Here is an 18,020-nt window from a genome sequence, read left to right as displayed (position 1 = left end):
ACAACCAAGACGGATGGCGCCGCAAATAGTTCGGTGCCCGAACCACGAAGGATACTGACGCCATGACAACAACACGAGAGGCCACGCCTGCCGATGTAGCACCGGCTGTCGGGGAGGAAGCAGACGCTGCGCTGTACAGGACTGTCGCGTGGAAACTCATTCCGATCCTGTTCATAAGCTACGCAATGGCTTACCTGGATCGGGTCAATGTCGGCTTTGCGAAGCTGCAGATGCTAGGCGACCTTGGATTCAGCGAGACGGTATACGGCTTAGGTGCCGGGATCTTCTTCCTTGGCTATTTCATCTTTGAGGTGCCAAGCAACCTGGTTTTGCACAGGGTAGGGGCGCGTCGTTGGATCGCACGGATCATGATCACCTGGGGTCTCCTTTCCACGGCGATGATGTTCGTGAAGACCCCGACTGCGTTTTACGTGCTGCGATTCTTGCTTGGTGCCGCAGAGGCAGGATTCTTCCCAGGGATCGTGCTGTACCTGACATACTGGATTCCACCGAGCCGCATCGGCAAGCCCTTATCGCTATTCTTCATTGCCGTGCCTGTAGCTGGAGTGGTAGGCGGTCCTTTGTCCGGGTGGACTTTGCAGGCATTTCACGATTTCGGCAGTTGGCGTGGGTGGCAGTGGATGTTCTTGATTGAAGGCGTGCCAACGATCTTGCTGGGTCTCTTCGTCCTTTTCATCCTGCGCGACCGTATCGAAGATGCCCAATGGCTTACCCAGCCACAGAAGCAACGCTTGCTCCTCAATCTCACCGCAGAACACACAGAACAGATTGGTCACTCGGTGCGCGATGCATTCACCTTGCCAATGGTGTGGCTGATGTGCCTGATCGAACTGTGCATCGGCATGGGTATCTATGGGATGGGCTTTTGGATGCCAACGCTAATTCGTGAGGCAGGTATCAAAGGGGTGCTCGACATCGGCCTCTTTAGCGCCATTCCATATGGAGCCGCCATTGTCGCGATGGTTTGGGTAGCACGCGTGGCCGACGTGCGGCGAGATCGAAAAACGTTCCTGGCGATGTCCGCACTGGTGGGTGCCATTGCCCTGACCCTCAGTATGACTTACAGCAACCAGACCTTTTTCGCGATCGCCATGCTCACCGTCGCAACCGCCGCTATCCTGACAGCCTTCGCGCAGTTCTGGCGCTTGCCCACGCTTTTGCTCGGCGGAAAGGCCGCCGCTGCGGGTATTGCCGTCATCAGTTCGGTGGCTAACTTGTCGGGATTTGTTAGTCCGTACTTGGTCGGCTGGCTACGTGACACCACCGGCAGCGGCGCAGTCGGTATGTACCTGACGGCCGGCAGCCTGGCATTGGCTGCAGTGATTGTGATGGCTATCCCAGGCCGTTTGGTGAACCGCTAACTCCGCCCCACCAGCCACAGCGCCCTAGGGCGAAGCGCCGGCGGCACGCGCCCCACCACAAGTTTCGTGCGATGCCCGATGCCGAATGGCATTCGGGACGGGCCTCTGCGCGCGTCGATTTCCAGAAAACCGCAACCCGAAATCCCTAAGAGAGAACAACTGTGCTCCACGCCAAGCTGAAACCTTTCGCTGCTGCCGTCACGTCGCTGGCCTTGATCACGTGGGCGAGCAACGCCGAGGCAGATGTACTGCTGTACGGCCTGATCGATACCGGCGTCGCCTACGTCAATGACGTCGGCGGTCATTCCAATGTGCGCGAACAAGCAGGGGGTACCGCAGCCAGCCGCTTCGGCCTGCGCGGCAATGAAGACCTCGGCACGGGCTGGCGCGCGGTGTTCGCGCTCGAAGGAGGTGTCAATACAGATGATGGCACGCTCGGTCAAAGCTCTGCATCTGCCATGCGTATCTTCGGTCGGCAGGCATGGGTTGGCCTGTCGTCAAGCAACGCTGGCACGCTGACTTTCGGGCGCCAGTACGACTTCATGTTCGACATGAACCGATATGGGAGTAATCGATACCTCGGCGCCTACTATTTAAGACCGCTGACAGCTGGCGCATTTATCGGCGCCAACGGTAGCTCCACCGACATTGATCGCCTTGGCGGAGGTCGCGTGGATAATTCCGTCAAGTATCAGACGCCAAACTGGGGCGGTTTCACAGCCGGCGCCATGTACGGGCTCGGCGAGCAACCCGGTCAGCCTTCGGCGGGTCGCACCGTGAGCGCCACCGCGCAGTTCGATCGGGGCGACATGGCTGCACAAGGCACCTACACGATGCGCCAGGATCCGGTAACGGGCGGGAAGTATACCGTCGTCGGCGCTGGCCTTGCTTGGGACGTTACAACGGCGCTTACCTTCAATGCACTCTATACACGGAGCGAGTGGAATCTGACGACCGACAGGGTCGACGTCTATGACGTTGGCTTGCGTTATCAGGTAACTGCACCGCTTAGCCTCGGCATTGGTTATGCAAGGTATCAGCCCAATCACGGCGCTGCCAACGCCATTTTGATGGGGAAGCGCGACCAGATTGGCGCCAGCGCTCAGTACGCCTTTAGCAAACGCACCAGCGTGTACGCGTTGTACACGCTCCAATACGCTCATGACGGTGGCGCGCAGCTGTACTTCCTTTCCCCAACCGCCCTGTCTGCCCATACGCAAAGCGTCGTGCACATCGGCATCCGCCACGTATTCTGAATGCGCCGGGAAACCGGCATCCTCGACGGACCCGGCCCCGGCACGCACTCTACTGAACTGAACGGTACAGACGGTGCTGGCGGCCTTGGGGTTACCCACAATTTTTGGAGAGCGAGCCGGCGCTGCAAGCAATGGCATCAGCGCAAGCAGAGCAACGAGACGCGCAAGTCCAGGACCGACCCCGATGCCAAGCTGTACTGCAAGGGCAAGACCGCCAGCGAACTGCGCTGCAAGCGTAGAACAAAGGAAGAGTGTCACCGTTACGAGAGTGAACCAAAACGTGGGAGGCCATTTCCGTTGACTTGACCGCCGTCATAGACGGCATGACCGCGCCGTACCCGATGGGATACGGTGCGTGGAATCCGAGAGCCCATCCAGCCCGCCCGGCGCGCTGACCGTATCAGCTATGCTGGCGACGTTGCCAACCGATCGGAGTTGCTATGCGACTGATCATCGAGGCCCGCCTGGAGGGTGGGAAAACGGGTGAGACTGAAGCAACGATCGTTGCTGTGGTGGAACGAAAGGACCGGAGCGTCGCCGACCTGGGACTTACACTTGCCGAAGGTCGCGCCTTGCTTGCTGAGGTTCAATCGTTACTGGTGTCGGAGCAGACTGCCGGGTGGATGGAGGGCCAATTGGCTTGCGATCGTTGTGGCTCGATGCTGGCGCATAAGGACGCACGGTCGATCGTGCTGCGAATCGTGTTTGGCAAGGTCGACGTGCCGAGTCCGAGGCTGTGGGCGTGCAACTGCGCGGCGAAGCAAGGACAACCGCGCCGCTCAGTGAGTCCGCTGTGCAAGGCCGTTCACCAGCGTGTGACGCCGGAATTGGAGTACCTGCAGGCCAAATGGGCTGCCCATCTACCCTACCGTCAGGCCACTGAGCTGCTTCGAGAGGTCCTTCCGCTGGACAAAGGGATTTCCTTCGGTAGTACTCGCCGTCGGATCCTCGCCATCGGGAGGGCGCTGGACGCGCAGATCGAGCGCGATATCGTGTCTGGACCCAAAGCGGTCAGCGGAGAGCAGATTCGCGAATCGACCACCGTCGGCTGCGTGAGCGTCGACTCGGCTTGGCTGAGCTTCAGCAGCAGCTGTTGAAGAACGTCATTCGTGCGAGCGGCGCTCATCATTCATGGGAGCGTAGCTTTTTCGGCTCAACATTCATGCGAGCATAGTTTTCTCAATGCGAAACAATGTCCCGGTGGGGCAGTGCGTGCGCTCTTCGAAGCAGCTGACTGAAATTGCCAATCTTGTAATGACACCAGTGCCAGGTCGTTTCGACCGTGCCGGGATGCTGCATGCACATTGAAAAACTCGGATCCAGCCACTGGCGCCTCCAGAATGGCGAGCAAACATCTGAAGGATTCAGGATCAGACAGGGATAGCAATACCGTAAGCGACGTCGGTCATGGACCCACCCGATGGGCGTCTGCATGGCGACCAAGCGATCCACGCTTACGTGTGTGAGCTGTGAGAGACGCTCCAAGGTCTCAAGGGGCACAGGCGGAAACAGTAGCCATTTCCAATATGTTAGGGCTGGCATCGGGCCGATGTCGGCGTGCGACCAAAGCTGCTCGACCGTTATGGAGTACTTCCCGGCGATTCGTCCAAGCCAGCCCCCAAATGCCTCGCCGTCACACGGGCGCGGAGCAATAGGCCATGGCTTCGACCGGCTATAGCACGCTGTTCCGGGCGTGTTCGATGTGAGCGACATCGATCATTTCCTTTCCATCGCGGATCGCAAGCGCGGTTGCAGAATTCAATAGCCGCGAAACCTCACCAGTCAGACCTCCGCTCGCCGCCAGAACCGCTGCGACGACTTCTCGCCTCGACAGGTTTGAGGGCCGTCGCAAAGGAAGTATGCGCTCGAATGCCGCCAGTAGTCCTCGGAAAGCTTCCGACTCTTGCCACCGAGGCATCTCGAAGCGCGCAAAGCGACTGCTCATTTGGGAATCTGTTTGAAGTGCAATCTCTGCATCGTGCGTTCCCACAAGGACAATCGACATCTGGAGATCGTTGGCGAGAAACTTGAGCAGATTCAGTGAGGCGCGCTGCTCGCGATAATTTCCCGACAAGAGGTGATGAACTTCATCGACAACCAGCATGCGCGATGAAACTTTCCGAAGCAACCCGCGACTCAGCTGCTCCAGCACGTTTAGTCTCGCTGATGCATTGAACGGCGCTCCAAGCTCGAACAGGAGCGATGTGTAGAAGCGGTTCTGGTCGGGCGTAGGTGGCATCTGCATGGACACCACCGTTCGGCGCTCCACGCCTGCTATCTCGTCAAATTCTGGAGGATGGCGCCGTGCGAATTTCGCGATAACCTGCGTCTTTCCGATGTTCGATTCCCCAAACAGCAGCAAGCATGGCATCCGCTGCCGTGGCGGAATCTTCACCAACCTGTCCAGGAGTTCGAACGCCTGGGTGGCTCGGGGATAGTCGATCCATCGATCTCGAGCCAGGGCAAGAATGCGAACATTGTCGTCGCTCCTTGCTAAAGAGCGGACATCCGGCAGAAGGTGTGTCAAGGAAGCACCCATGGCCTGCTCACAGTTGCTCTACGTGATAGATGGGCGCCGGCTTGCTGTAGTCCACGTCCGGCGTGGGCGATGACGCATCGGGGGCTTTCGTCTGCTGACTGGATTGCCCGCGTGCCGGAAACGGTGAAGTCTCCCCTGCCCTTCCGCGTCTGTCTGCAGATCTCCGCTTTGTTGTTGCCCCTTCTATGATGCTGCGTTGCGCAGCGATCGCGCTGAATATCGCAGACTCCGTGACGTGGGATTTCCCCTGCGAGCGGAGATACTTCAGTGCTGCCTTTTGCTCCCACAGAGAGATCCGGCCACGACGCAAGTCGGCAAAGCTCGCCTCAACGTATTCCTTGCCATCAGCACTGACGAAGATTCTCGATAGGTCCTCTGGATGGTATCGCACCACAAGGCGACGATTGGCCGCGCGCCAGGCGGTGAAGATCGGATGCCAATAGTGCAAATAGAACAGCGACAAGCCGTCATCCTGGATGGTGCGCCGCTTCATCGGTAGGAACTGAATGAGGAAGCGAAGTTCTTCGGCAGCCGAGTCGGGGAGAAGCCAGGGCTTCGATGCTTCAGACAACGTCAACCACGCGGAGTATGGTGTCGCGCCGCCGAGGCCTCGATGACCACTGTGATGGTAGGTCTGTCCGATTTCATACATCAACCATTGCTCGAACTCTGGGAGGGTAAGTGCGGCCTCCGCTTCTGGCTTACGAGCTTTTCGTCCTTTCGTCGACGAACCCGTCGAGCCTGGCAGACTGTGCACTTTCTCCATGATGGTACGGTTCAATCTTTCTATATGGCCCCCGAAGTAGGGGCGGCCAGGCGGGCGATACATCAGCTCGATTCCGTACTGATTACATCCCGCTCGCAGTGCCTTACTTTTAAACTCGGCCGCGTTGTCGAGATGCAATGCCTTGGGTACGCCATGCATCGGCCAATCTACCATGACGTCCCGGCTCGCCAACCAAGGGGCCTTGGGCAGGACCACCCGCGTAAGAAGCAGAGCTACCGTCGCCGCGTTGGGGCGGTCGAAACCGACGTAGATTGCCACGACCGACCGTGTGGCCACGTCGATTGCCAATGTAAGCCATGGTCTGCCGATCGTGCGGCGAAACACCTCATCGACCAGCATGATGTCGGCAAGAGTGTGGTCGATCTGCACAATATCCAACGGGTGCCGCGCCACAAGGTGGCCCGGCGCTGCGCCCGAAAGCTTCATGCATTCTTTGTCACGGTAGTCGGCCCATCGACGGGATATCGTTGGCCGGGAAGGCGGTGTGGCGCCAACAGCGGCGCACCGCATGTGAACCTCTCGGCAAATCTCATTATGGGGATGGGCCAGATGCTTCTGGCGCGGAAGCCAATCGGATAAGACTTCCTGAACGATTGCCTCCACTTCATCCGAGAGCATGTACTGCCCTCGACGTGGACCAGACGGCGACGGTAACAGTGACTCTGTCACCGGGTCTTCCAGAAAGCGTCGGCGCAACCGGTACACTGAAGAAGAGTGCAAGCCTAATAGCTGCCCGGCAAGAGCTGCCTGCTTGCGGGTAAGTGGCGCCTGGCCGAGGGGGCGGAAAATTTGCGCCGCTGCCAGTTCGCGCTTGTCGGGCTCCTTTTTCATGGAAGGCCCCGGACGCTCGCACACCTAAAGTTGTGACTCTGGTCAATCGACACCGAGACTCGAGAAGTCCCATCAGATCAGGGCGCTGCTAGGCTCTACCTCGCTAGGTGTGTTGCCATTCCCACGGAAAGTTGTGTTCCGGGGAAGCGATTTCACCTAATGTTGTGTCTAGTTGGAGCGGGATGGAGGGCCGTAGAGTGCGCGCGAGATTACGTCTGCGAGCCCGAACCGTTGCTGCTGATGCGTCAGACGTCGAGATCAACTTGGCGACTTGGCCCGCGGTCGACGATCAAGCCTTGCCGGAGGCTCAGCGTGCCAGCTTCCGCGCACGCGTTTGCGCGGTGCGGCTTTATTTGGATGGCGCTAGTGGCAGGGACATAAGGACCAATGCGGGAATCAGCCGCGCCCAGGTGTACCGCCTGATCACTGAGCGTTGCCTTGCACCGCATCCTGACGGACAAATCTACGGCTGGCGCGGATTGTTGCCGCACGCACGCGTCCGGCCTTACACGCGTACTGCTCCTATTGCAGTGAATCCCTGGGGCGGCGGTGCAGCCGGAGCGCTTCAAGCCGTGTTCCGAAGCGCTGCAGGTCAAGGCCTGGAAGCTGAGTTTCGCCACCAGATCCTTGGTCATCGAAAGACGCTCGAGTCGACCCGACAACCTCGGGCAGTGCTCTACCGCTGGTTCCTTAACGCGTTGCGGGAACGAGGCTTCGAGCAGCGCGGTGAATGGCCGTTCAACGTTGCGAAGCAAGGTTACAAGGCCATATGCCGTTTCATCGCCGACGTCATTGCGGCCGCGCCGTTACGGACCCGTAGCGCATTACTTGGAGGCCCGGAGGCTGAGCGCAAGACACGCACCGGCGATGGGACACGCCGTCCAGCATTGCGGCTGTTCGAGCGAGTTGAATGCGATGCGCACAAGCTCGACGCGCGCATGGTGATTCTCGTCCCCTCACCCCACGGCGGTCACGAGCCGCGTGTCATTCACCGTCTCTGGGTCGTCGTGCTGATCGAAGTGGCTTCACGCGCGGTCCTCGGCTACAGCTTGTCGCTGCGGCGCGAGTGCAGTGCCGAGGATGTTTTGCGTGCCATACGCTGCGCATTGACACTGTGGACACCGCGAGACATTCTGTTCAGCAACAACGCCTATGCTAAGGGCGCCGGCTTGCCTTCATATCGGGCTCCTCGGTTCGTGGGAGCTTGCTGGGACGAATTCAGCGTCGATGGGGCGCTGGCGAACATTTGCAATCGGGTTGAAGCCGCCCTGCAAGACGTCGTAGGTGCGCGAATATTGAAGCCTCAGGATCCCGCCAGCTTTAGCCACCGGCGTAGCAAAGACGACCGCCCCTTCATCGAGGCATTCTTCCGCTGTCTGGCTGCGGGTGGCTTTCATCGCCTGGCGACCACCACCGGCAACTCACCAGATCAAAAGCGTGGCACCGACCCGGAGAAGACGGCGACGGACACTAACTTCCAATTGGAGTTTGCGCAGGAATTACTCGACGTCCTGATCGCGAACTATAACGCCACACCACATTCCGGCCTTGGGTATCGCAGTCCGCTTGACCAGCTTGAATTATTGGCCGATCAGGAAGATCGACCGTTACCCACGGCGGATCCGATTGCTGTAAGCAAAATGGTGGGTGTGCGCAAGCTCTGTACGCTACTGGGCGGCAGCCATACAGGTAGACGACCCCATTTTTGCTTCGCCAATGCCCGTTACGCCGCAGAGTGGCTTGGCCTGCGCGGGGATCTGCTCGGCAAGAAATTATGGCTGACGATAGAAAACGAGGACGATGCCCGGTTCGCCGCAGTGTCAACGCGAGAAGGACATTTTCTCGGCGTCGTTCGTGCCTCACCTCCGTGGCACCGCACCCCGCACTCCCTTTATGTCAGACAGGCTATTCGCTCCCTCGAACGCAGGCGATTGCTCTTCCTGTCCAGCGGCTGCGACGCGGTCGAAGCTTTGCTGCAATATGCAGAAGGCTCGCCCGGCAAGCGGCTCCCTCCTCACCCCGCTTATCTGGAGGCACGGCGGATCCTTCAGCAGTATGCCGAACTGGTTGCGGGAGAATCCATGGTCACCTTGGCACGCCAAGCGCTGCCGAGTGAAGTTGCCGCCGATCCCATGCCTGCCGGACCGGCGTCGCCTCTATCCCTGCCTCCGATGCGAAAGGCCCAGCTATGGTAGCGTCTACATACAACCCCCCGCCTCCCCTGGCACCGAGTCATGTGCCACGCGACCATCCTATTGTGACAAGTGATTACTCCCTTTATACCGTCGCGATTGAGGAGATGGTGAACACAGTAGCCGGTTGGATCGATGACCAGGTCGATGGCGCCACCATTTATGGCCCCTCGCGTTTTGGCAAGTCCAGCGGCGTCAATCACTGGCTACAGCGATTGCTCTCGGAGCGCTGCGGTGGCTATGTGCCGATGGTGGTTTGGAGCCACACCGACCCCGGCGGTTTGTATTCAGTCGGCAGCTTCTATGCGGAATTGCTACAAGCCAGTTCCCATTCGCTGGCGCGATTCGTGAGAAGTCCGCTTGCGCGCCACCATATGTTGCTGGAACGCTGGATCGAACTGGCCAGCCAAGGCGGTGGGCGCTTTCTGGTGCTAGTTATTGATGAAGCCCAGGGTATGTCGCAGCGAGAGTGGTTATGGCTCGTGGAGTTGCACAGTCAACTCGAGCGGCAACGAATTCGATTATGCGTAATCTCGGTGGCCTCGCTCCAGTTTTTTGACGAAGCAATCACCATGGCCTTGTCCGGCGGCGCGCATGCTGCGGCTCGCTTCATGCTGGCCACAAAGGCGTTCGATGGCATTCGTAGTGAGCAGGAACTCGCTTATGTCATGGCCGGCTATGACAGCGGCAGTGAATGGCCTCCGGGGTCAGGCCTGTCATTCACTGCGAGCCTGGTGCCCAATGCCTGGGCTCAGGGATTCCGACTCGCCGACTTCGCGGCTACGCTGATGCAGGCCATGACGGATTGCCTGCCCGCGCGGTACGCAGGCCCCATCAACTTTCCGATGAAGACGGTAACCCACGCGTGCCGCCACGTCTTGTTGCGACTGGCTTCTGGCGCGGACGTCGAGAAGGTGACTTCGCCGACCTCTTGGCGGCAGGTAGTAGAGGCATCAGGACATAGAAGGCTAATGGCAGTGGTGTCAGCCACCGCAGCGCGACAACGCAACGATCGCAGTCCGATACAGACATGACTGAGCCACCGCGTCTGACATGGCATCGCGGCAGCGTCCTTCCCTACGCGTCCTTGTATCACACGCTGCTCCGCGCATGTGAGCTCAATGGGCTCCGGCCGCGCCAGCTTGCTGCCATGACTCAAGCCCGTGATCGGCACGAGGCACCCCAGCCATTCGGGGGGATTGACCGGGAACGGCTCGCGACGTTGCTGGGCGAGCCGGCGATGAAGTTTCGGTGGGCAACCGTTGACGATGCACCGGAGTGGTTGCGGCCTGCGCTTTTCGGCTACGACACCAGGATCTGTTCACTTTGCCTGGCAGAGGGTTATCACACCGATTTGTTTGCACTCCGCTTCCTGCAGGCCTGCCCTGTCCACGCCGTCCCGCTGCGGTCGCACTGTCGCTGCGGCCGCGCGTTCATGATGATCTTGTCGGATCCGGACGGCCCGCCCGGTAGCTGTCCGTGCGATAGGCTTCGGTTCTTTACCCCAGAGCTGTGTCGCCGCCCGCGAATGACTTCAGCCAGCATGCAAGCCATGGATCAATTGGTCGCGTGGCTCGACGGCATGACATGTCTCGCCCATTCGGAAGCCGTTGCATACCAGTGCTTTTGGACGCAACGACTCGAGCCGGAGGAAATTCTGGCCCTGAGTGAGGCGATGGGACGCCCTTGCCCACCGGGCATACAGCCACATCCAACGAGGGACGCACTGCGCGTCGTGCATGGGCCGAACACAATTTTGCACAATGACAGTTGCCATCAGCAGGCGTTTGCGAACTTGGATCTAACAGAGCAAGCGTCGTCCTACTGGTCCGACGCACCAGCTTTCTCGGTCTACCGCGCCATGGCGCGACACTTTCGACGTCATGTGGCCCGGCGGGCCACCAAGTGGTTGGAGGCTCCGACTGCCGCGATCGCCGCCGAGACGCTGGCGCACCATCCCCAGGCAGCGCTGGTGATCACAGAGGGCCTGTGGGCACGAAGCGTTGAACCTTATGTGTGCCTTCGCCGTTGGCCTTATCGTGCACCACCGGCTGGCGTGTCTGCGGAGTTGAGCGATCAGGTAATGCTACATGCCTCCATCAGCCCCCCGAGTCGGGAATTCTCCGCGACTCACACCTGGATCGCATACCATGCGGCGGCCACCGCGTTGCTCCAGGTGTGGGCATACGCGGACAAGGCTGTCCACGAGATTCTCCTTGGCCGCGGGAATGCGCTGAGGCATGTCGAAATTGACGGCTGCCCGCTTCGTCCGTGGTGGGGTGCGAAGCGACGTTGTGACATCACCCGCTTTGTCGAACCGGTTATTGATTGCGGCGAGGCGTGGGGGAACATGTCGAGGACCAGCAAAGCGGCGCGCCTTTTCGGCGCCGCTCGCCGTCGCCACCGTCGCAGGCGAGCTATCGTTGCGCAATGGCATAGCCAAGGCCCCGGATTGACGTTCTCACGAGAGAGGGGCTGGACAGTCGCAACCACCTTCACCCCCGCCAACGCCGATATTCGCAAGCGACGCCTACTCGGCCAGCAGGATGCCGGCGCGATGTTCTGGATTTACCGGGAAACGGGCGGGGCGTTGGTGGCGCGTCTATGCGACGGACGCGTACAGGGGATAGGCGAGTCGCCGCGGACAGCCATCAAGGCGCTGCGAATGGCCCTTCTTCGATTGAGGTTCCTTGCCCCGCCCCATTAGATTAGCAAGCCACAAATTTAGGTGAAAGTAGATACAACTTCAGGTATGCAAGCGCCGGAGGATTTTTCCTCGTCCTACATTAGGGTCATTTCGGCGCATTCTCAAGGATGTTGAGCATCCATGCGCTGACGTTGCTTTTCGGCAACTGCTGTTGAAGATCGAGGTTGATGCGACCCGTGCTCCAAGGTTCATGCGACCGTGGCTTTTTACGCTCAGCATTAATGCGACTGTATCTTTTCAATGCAAAACGATGTCCCGGTGGGGCGTTGCGTACGCTCTCCGAAGCAGCTGATTAAAGTTGTCGACCTTATGGTTGCGCCAGTGCCAGCCCGTCGCTTCGAGCTTACCGGGATGTTGTTCACACGCTGAAAAGGACGGATCCAGCCACTCGCGCTTCCAGAATGGCGAATAGACATCGGCACGATTCAGGATCAAACAGGGATAGCAATACGGTAAGCGAGGTCGTTCATAGACCCAAGCGATTGGTGTCTGCATGGCGCTCAGGCGATCCACGCTTACGTGGGTTAGCTGTGAAAGACGCTCCAAGGTCTCGAGCGGCACTGGCGGGAACAGTAGCCATTTCCACCGCGTTAGGGCTGGCATCGCGCCGATGTCGGCGTGCGTCCAAAGCTGCTCTACCGTCATGGAATACTTGCCTGCGAGTCGTCCGAGCCAGCTCCCAAACGCCTCTCCGTCAATCGGTCGCGGAGCAACGGGCCACGGCCTCGCCTGGTTAAAGCACCGTGGTGCGGGCGTGTTCGATGTGAGAGACATCGATCATTTCCTTTCCATCGCGGATCGCGAGCTCAGTGGCAGAATTCAAAAGCCGCGAGACCTCACCGGTGAGACCTCCGCTTGCCGCCAGGAGCGCCGAGACAACTTCTCGCCTCGGCAGGTTTGACGGCCGTCGCAAAGGAAGAACGCGTTCGAATGCGGCGAGTAGTCCTCGGAAGCCTTCCGACTCCTGCCATCGAGGCATCTCGAAGCGCGCAAAGCGACTGCTCATTTGGGAATCCGTTTGAAGGGCAATCTCAGCATCGTGCGTCCCCACAAGAACAATCGTCATCTGCAGATCGTTGGCCAGAAATTTGAGAAGGTTCAGTGAGGCGCGCTGTTCGCGATAATTTCCGGACAGGAGGTGATGGACTTCATCGACCACCAGCATGCGCGCCGAGACTTTCCGCAGCAACTCGCGACTCAGATGCTCGAGTACGTTAAGCCTCGCTGATGCGTTGAACGGCGCTCCGAGCTCGAACAGCAGCGAAGTGTAGAAACGGATCTGGTCAGGGGTGGGCGGCATTTGCATAGACACCACCTTCCGGCGCTCCACGCCCGCAACTTCGTCGTATTCCGGAGGATGGCGCCGTTCAAATTTCGCGATGACCTGGGTCTTCCCAATGTTCGATTCGCCGTACAAGAGAACGCACGGCATCCGCTGGCGTGGAGGAATCTTCACCAACCGGTCAAAAAGCTCGAACGCCTGGGTGGCGCGGGGATAGTCGATCCATCGATCGCGAGCCAAAGCGAGAATGCGAACATTGTCGTCGCTCTTGGCTAAAGAACGGACTTCCGGCAGAAGGTGTGTCAAGGAAGCACCCATTGCTCGTTCACAGTTGCTCTACGTGATAGATGGGCGCCGGCTTGCTGTAGTCAACGTCCGGCGTGGGCGATGACGCATCAGGAGATTTCGTCTGCTGACTGGACCGCCCGCTCGCTGGGAAAGGTGAGTTCTCCCCTGCCCTTCCGCGTCTGTTTGCAGATCTTCGCTTTGTTGTCGCCCCTTCTATGATGGCGCGTTGCGCAGCGATCGCGCTGAATATCGCTGACTCCGTGACGTGAGCCTCTCCCTGCGACCGGAGATACTTTAGTGCTGCCTTTTGCTCCCACAGGGAGATGCGGCTACGCCGCAAGTCGGCAAAGGTTGCCTCAACGTATTCCTTGCCGTCGGCACTGACGAAGATTCTCGATAGGTCCTCTGGATGGTATCGCACCAAGATGCGACGCTTAGCTGCCCGCCACGCGGTGAAGATCGGATGCCAATAGTGCAGATAGAACAGCGTCAAACCGTCGGCCTGGATGGTGCGACGGCTCATCGGCAGGAACTGAATGAGGAAGCGAAGTTCTTCGGCAGCCGAGTCGGGAAGAAGCCGGGGCTTGGACGCTTCAGACAACGCCAACCAAGCGGAGTATGGCGTCGCGCCACCGAGGCCTCGATGGGCACTGTGGTGGTAGGTCTGTCCGATTTCATACATCAACCATTGCTCGAACTCCGGGAGAGTTAATGCGGCCTCCGCTTCGGGCTTGCGAGCTTTTCGTCCTTTCGTCGACGATCCAGTCGAGCCTGGCAGACTGTGCACCTTCTCCATCATGGTTCGGTTCAGTCTTTCTATATGGCCCCCGAAGTAGGGTCGACCTGGTGGGCGATACATCAGCTCGATGCCATACTGATCGCAGCCTGCTTGCAGTGCCTTACTTTTGAACTCGGCAGCGTTGTCGAGATGCAAGACCTTCGGCACGCCATGCATCGGCCAATCTACCGTGACGTCCCGGCTCGCCAGCCAGGGCGCCTTGGGCAGGACCATCCGCGTGAGAAGCAGAGCCACAGTTGCCGCGTTGGGGCGGTCGAAACCGACATAGATTGCCACGACCGACCGCGTGGCGACATCGATTGCCAAAGTCAGCCATGGTCTGCCGATCGTGCGGCGAAACATCTCATCGACCAACATGATGTCGGCAAGCGTGTGGTCGATCTGCACAATATCCAAAGGGTGCCGTGCCACAAAGTGGCCCGGCGCTGGGCCCGAAAGCTTCATGCATTCTTTGTCACGATGCTCCACCCACCGACGCGATATCGTTGCGCGCGATGGTGGTGTCGCCCTTGCAGCGTTGCACCGCATGCGGACCTCTCGGCAAATAGCATGCAGGGGATGCGCTAGATGCTTCTGCCGCGGAAGCCAATCGGATAGGACTTCCTGGACGATTGCCTCTAGTTGGTCCGATAACAGGTGTCGACCCCGGGGTGGTCCTGGTCGGCAGCGGACTAGTGACTCAGTTACCGGATCTTCCAGATAGCGTCGGCGCAGCCGGTAAACTGAAGAACGGTGCACGCGTAATAGCTGTGCGGCACGCAGTGCCTGCTTGCGCGTGAGCGGCGCGTCGCCAAGCGAGCGGAATATTTTCGCCGCTGCCAGTTCGCGCTTGTCGGGCTCCTCTTTCATCGAAGGCCCCCGAGGATTTTCCTCGTCTTACATTAGGCGATTTCGACCGCTTCGACGTAGTCTTATAACCCTGAGACGGGACGTCTTTTTGAAGCAACTGTCGAAAAGTGCACTTGCGCGCGGGAAAAGCTATACGAATCAGAGAATTGTGCTCGTGTTACCTGTCGCGCATACGTGCGCACGGGTCCCACTATCCTCGATCCTCAACACCAGGAGTCCGTTTGCCGCGGTTCTCAGTCACCCGTTTCACGGCGAGTGCCTTGCCGCTGAACGAGTGGGTCAGCAACCATTGCAGGGCTTTCACCCTGCCGTGTTTGCCTTCCTGTGTTGCCTTCACGATGCGCGCTTGCAGCCTTCTGATCTCGCGGTGGCATCTTGCTGTTGAAGATCGAGGTTGATGCGACCGCGCTCCAAGGTTCATGCGACCGTTGCTTTTTCACGCTCAGCATTCATGCGACTGTAGCTTTTCAGTGCCAACCAATGTCCCGGTGGGGCGTTGCGTAGACTCTTCGAAGCAGCTGATTAAAGTTGTCGAGCTTAATGTAGTGCCAGTACCAGGTCGTCGATTCGAGCTTGCCGGGATGTTGTACGCACGTTGAAAAGCTCGGATCCAGCCACTCGCGTTTCCAGAAGGGCGAACAGACATCGGCGCGGTTCAGGATCAAACAGGGATAGCAGTACCGTAAGTGACGTCGTTCATAGATCCAACCGATTGGCGTCTGCATGGCGCTCAAGCGATCCACGCTTACGTGGGTTAGTTGCGAGAGACGCTCCAAGGTCTCGAGCGGCACTGGCGGAAACAGTAGCCACTTCCAGCGTGTTAAGGCCGGCATCGGACCGAGATCGGCGTGCGTCCCCAAAGCTGCTCGACCGTCATGGAATACTTGCCAGCGAGTCGTCCAAGCCAGCCCCCAAATGCCTCTCCATCAAAGGGGCGTGGGGCAACTGGCCACGGCCTCGTCTGGTTAAAGTACGCTGTTCCGGGCGTGTTCGATGTGAGAGACATCGATCATCTCCCTTCCATCTCGAATCGCAAGCTCGGTGGCAGAATTCAATAGCCGCGAGACCTCGCCGGTCAAACCTCCGCTCGCCGCCAAGATCGCGGTGACCACCTCTTGCCTAGACAGATTTGACGGCCGTCGCAAAGGAAGAATGCGTTCGAACGCAGCCAGGAGTCCCCGGAAGGCTTCCGACTCCTGCCATCGAGGCATCTCGAAGCGCGCAAAGCGACTGCTCATTTGGGCGTCGGTTTGCAGTGCGATCTCAGCATCGTGCGTCCCCACAAGGACAATCGTCATCTGGAGATCGTTGGCCAAAAACTTGAGCAGGTTTAGTGAGGCGCGCTGCTCGCGATAATTTCCGGACAAGAGGTGATGAACTTCATCGACCACCAGCATGCGCGCCGAAATTTTCCGCAGCAACTCGCGACTCAGATGCTCGAGTACGTTTAGCCTCGCTGATGCGTTGAACGGCGCTCCGAGCTCAAACAGCAGCGAAGTGTAGAAACGGATCTGGTCAGGCGTGGGTGGCATCTGCATAGACACCACCTTCCGGCGCTCCACGCCCGCCATTTCGTCGTATTCCAGAGGATGGCGCCGTTCAAATTTCGCGATGACCTGGGTCTTCCCAATGTTCGATTCGCCGTACAAGAGAACGCACGGCATACGCTGCCGTGGAGGAAGCTTCACCAACCGGTCCAAAAGCTCGAAGGCCTGGGTTGCGCGGGGATAGTCGATCCATCGATCGCGAGCCAAGGCGAGAATGCGAACTTTGTCGTCGCTCTTGGCTAAAGAACGAACCTCCGGCAGAAGGTGTGTCAAGGAAGCACCCATTGCCTGTTCACAGTTGCTCTACGTGATAAATTGGCGCCGGCTTGCTGTAGTCGACGTCCGGCGTGGGCGATGACGCATCGGGGGATTTCGTCTGCTGACTGGACCGCCCGCTCGCCGGGAAAGGTGAAGTCTCCCCTGCCCTTCCGCGTCTGTCTGCAGATCTCCGCTTCGTTGTCGCCCCTTCTATGATGCTGCGTTGCGCGGCTATCGCGTTGAATATCGCAGATTCCGTGACGTGGGATTCCCCCTGCGACCGGAGATACTTCAGTGCTGCCTTTTGCTCCCACAGGGAGATGCGGCTACGCCGCAAGTCGGCAAAGTTTGCCTCAACGTATTCCTTGCCGTCGGCACTGACGAAGATTCTCGACAGGTCCTCTGGATGGTATCGCACCACGACGCGACGTTTAGCTGCCCGCCAGGCGGTGAAGATTGGATGCCAATAGTGCAGATAGAACAGCGTCAAGCCGTCAGCCTGGATGGTGCGACCGCTCATCGGCAGGAACTGAATGAGGAAGCGAAGTTCTTCGGCAGCCGAGTCAGGGAGAAGCCGGGGCTTGGATGCTTCAGACAACGCCAACCATGCGGAGTATGGTGTCGCGCCACCGAGGCCTCGATGGGCGCTGTGGTGGTAGGTCTGTCCGATTTCATACATCAACCATCGCTCGAACTCTGGGAGGGTTAATGCGGCCTCCGCTTCTGGCTTGCGAGCTTTTCGTCCTTTCGTCGACGATCCAGTCGAGCCTGGCAGACTGTGCACCTTCTCCATCATGGTACGGTTCAGTCTTTCTATATGTCCCCCGAAGTAGGGTCGGCCTGGTGGGCGATACATCAGCTCGATTCCGTACTGAACGCAGCCCGCTCGCAGTGCCTTACTTTTGAACTCGGCAGCGTTGTCCAGATGCAAGACCTTCGGCACGCCATGCATCGGCCAATCTACCGTGACGTCCCGGCTCGCCAGCCACGGCGCCTTGGGCAGGACCATCCGCGTGAGAAGCAGAGCCACAGTTGCCGCGTTGGGGCGGTCGAAGCCGACATAGATTGCCACGACCGACCGTGTGGCGACGTCGATTGCCAAAGTCAGCCATGGTCTGCCGATCGTGCGGCGAAAGACCTCATCGACCAGCATGACGTCGGCAAGTGTGTGGTCGATCTGCACAATATCCAAAGGGTGCCGTGCCACAAAGTGGCCCGGCGCTGGGCCCGAAAGCTTCATGCTTTCTTTGTCACGGTATTCCACCCACCGACGGGATATCGTTGCGCGCGATGGTGGCGTGGC

Annotated in this window: 13 protein-coding genes and 1 pseudogene; 5 read left to right on the top strand and 9 right to left on the bottom strand. The window is 59.1% G+C overall.

Features of this window, described 5'->3' with window-relative positions; genetic code table 11:
- Window positions 1-62 precede the first annotated feature (62 nt).
- The 3 genes from ACIGJB_RS31990 to ACIGJB_RS31980 all read left to right on the top strand — a co-directional run bounded on the left by ACIGJB_RS31990 (window position 63) and on the right by ACIGJB_RS31980 (window position 3,735).
- Window positions 63-1,382 (top strand): MFS transporter, encoded by a 1,320-nt coding sequence (locus tag ACIGJB_RS31990; protein WP_483734892.1) that lies wholly within the window; start codon window positions 63-65, stop codon window positions 1,380-1,382.
- Between the two features lie 161 nt (window positions 1,383-1,543).
- On the top strand, window positions 1,544-2,638 hold the full coding sequence (locus tag ACIGJB_RS31985; RefSeq protein WP_483734891.1) for a porin: 1,095 nt from the start codon (window positions 1,544-1,546) through the stop codon (window positions 2,636-2,638).
- A gap of 440 nt (window positions 2,639-3,078) precedes the next feature.
- Window positions 3,079-3,735, top strand: coding sequence for a hypothetical protein (locus ACIGJB_RS31980; RefSeq protein WP_483734890.1), 657 nt, complete (start codon window positions 3,079-3,081; stop codon window positions 3,733-3,735).
- Between the two features lie 82 nt (window positions 3,736-3,817).
- On the opposite strand, the gene ACIGJB_RS31975 is transcribed toward ACIGJB_RS31980, so the two are convergent.
- From ACIGJB_RS31975 to ACIGJB_RS31965, 3 genes are read right to left on the bottom strand one after another with little or no spacing between them, the layout of a single operon-like run.
- Complete coding sequence (locus ACIGJB_RS31975; protein ID WP_483734889.1) at window positions 3,818-4,351, bottom strand: TniQ family protein; 534 nt, start codon at window positions 4,349-4,351, stop codon at window positions 3,818-3,820.
- Entirely contained in the window at window positions 4,311-5,177 is an 867-nt protein-coding gene (locus tag ACIGJB_RS31970; protein ID WP_483734888.1) for a TniB family NTP-binding protein, read from the bottom strand. The genes ACIGJB_RS31975 and ACIGJB_RS31970 overlap by 41 nt, the downstream gene beginning before the upstream one ends.
- A gap of 7 nt (window positions 5,178-5,184) precedes the next feature.
- Window positions 5,185-6,795, bottom strand: coding sequence for a transposase (locus ACIGJB_RS31965; protein WP_483734887.1), 1,611 nt, complete (start codon window positions 6,793-6,795; stop codon window positions 5,185-5,187).
- Between the two features lie 263 nt (window positions 6,796-7,058).
- Between ACIGJB_RS31965 and ACIGJB_RS31960 the strand changes: the two genes are divergently transcribed.
- Together ACIGJB_RS31960 and ACIGJB_RS31955 are read left to right on the top strand one after the other, a co-directional pair.
- Window positions 7,059-8,990 (top strand): hypothetical protein, encoded by a 1,932-nt coding sequence (locus ACIGJB_RS31960; RefSeq protein WP_483734886.1) that lies wholly within the window; start codon window positions 7,059-7,061, stop codon window positions 8,988-8,990.
- Window positions 8,991-9,031: 41 nt separating this feature from the next.
- Window positions 9,032-10,021: an ATP-binding protein gene (locus ACIGJB_RS31955; protein ID WP_367395306.1), complete on the top strand. Its 990-nt coding sequence runs from the start codon at window positions 9,032-9,034 to the stop codon at window positions 10,019-10,021.
- Between the two features lie 1,910 nt (window positions 10,022-11,931).
- Here ACIGJB_RS31955 and ACIGJB_RS31950 read toward each other — a convergent pair.
- The 6 genes and pseudogenes from ACIGJB_RS31950 to ACIGJB_RS31925 form a co-directional block, all read right to left on the bottom strand.
- Window positions 11,932-12,468: a TniQ family protein gene (locus ACIGJB_RS31950; RefSeq protein WP_483734885.1), complete on the bottom strand. Its 537-nt coding sequence runs from the start codon at window positions 12,466-12,468 to the stop codon at window positions 11,932-11,934.
- Window positions 12,428-13,294, bottom strand: a complete 867-nt coding sequence (locus tag ACIGJB_RS31945; RefSeq protein ID WP_483734884.1) for a TniB family NTP-binding protein — start codon at window positions 13,292-13,294, stop codon at window positions 12,428-12,430. The genes ACIGJB_RS31950 and ACIGJB_RS31945 overlap by 41 nt, the downstream gene beginning before the upstream one ends.
- A gap of 7 nt (window positions 13,295-13,301) precedes the next feature.
- On the bottom strand, window positions 13,302-14,507 hold the full coding sequence (locus ACIGJB_RS31940; RefSeq protein ID WP_224000030.1) for a Mu transposase C-terminal domain-containing protein: 1,206 nt from the start codon (window positions 14,505-14,507) through the stop codon (window positions 13,302-13,304).
- Window positions 14,508-15,114: 607 nt separating this feature from the next.
- A pseudogene (locus ACIGJB_RS31935) lies at window positions 15,115-15,333 on the bottom strand (reverse transcriptase N-terminal domain-containing protein); the annotation flags it as partial.
- A gap of 544 nt (window positions 15,334-15,877) precedes the next feature.
- Complete coding sequence (locus tag ACIGJB_RS31930; RefSeq protein ID WP_483734883.1) at window positions 15,878-16,744, bottom strand: TniB family NTP-binding protein; 867 nt, start codon at window positions 16,742-16,744, stop codon at window positions 15,878-15,880.
- A gap of 7 nt (window positions 16,745-16,751) precedes the next feature.
- Window positions 16,752-17,957 carry a transposase gene (locus ACIGJB_RS31925; RefSeq protein WP_483735188.1) on the bottom strand — a complete coding sequence of 402 codons (1,206 nt, stop codon included), beginning with the start codon at window positions 17,955-17,957 and terminating at the stop codon, window positions 16,752-16,754.
- Window positions 17,958-18,020: the final 63 nt, after the last annotated feature.

Source organism: Cupriavidus sp. C2SS-8b (assembly GCF_057073745.1).
Note: the sequence above shows the minus strand (reverse complement) of the source record. Positions and strands in the feature narration are given on the sequence as shown.

Coding starts and splice junctions, on each gene's coding strand:
- ACIGJB_RS31940 (WP_224000030.1), bottom strand. CDS start 14,507: ATGAAGCTTTCGGGCCCAGCGCCGGGCCACTTTGTGGCACGGCACCCT.
- ACIGJB_RS31970 (WP_483734888.1), bottom strand. CDS start 5,177: ATGGGTGCTTCCTTGACACACCTTCTGCCGGATGTCCGCTCTTTAGCA.
- ACIGJB_RS31930 (WP_483734883.1), bottom strand. CDS start 16,744: ATGGGTGCTTCCTTGACACACCTTCTGCCGGAGGTTCGTTCTTTAGCC.
- ACIGJB_RS31975 (WP_483734889.1), bottom strand. CDS start 4,351: ATGTCGCTCACATCGAACACGCCCGGAACAGCGTGCTATAGCCGGTCG.
- ACIGJB_RS31950 (WP_483734885.1), bottom strand. CDS start 12,468: ATGTCTCTCACATCGAACACGCCCGCACCACGGTGCTTTAACCAGGCG.
- ACIGJB_RS31990 (WP_483734892.1), top strand. CDS start 63: ATGACAACAACACGAGAGGCCACGCCTGCCGATGTAGCACCGGCTGTC.
- ACIGJB_RS31945 (WP_483734884.1), bottom strand. CDS start 13,294: ATGGGTGCTTCCTTGACACACCTTCTGCCGGAAGTCCGTTCTTTAGCC.
- ACIGJB_RS31980 (WP_483734890.1), top strand. CDS start 3,079: ATGCGACTGATCATCGAGGCCCGCCTGGAGGGTGGGAAAACGGGTGAG.
- ACIGJB_RS31965 (WP_483734887.1), bottom strand. CDS start 6,795: ATGAAAAAGGAGCCCGACAAGCGCGAACTGGCAGCGGCGCAAATTTTC.
- ACIGJB_RS31925 (WP_483735188.1), bottom strand. CDS start 17,957: ATGAAGCTTTCGGGCCCAGCGCCGGGCCACTTTGTGGCACGGCACCCT.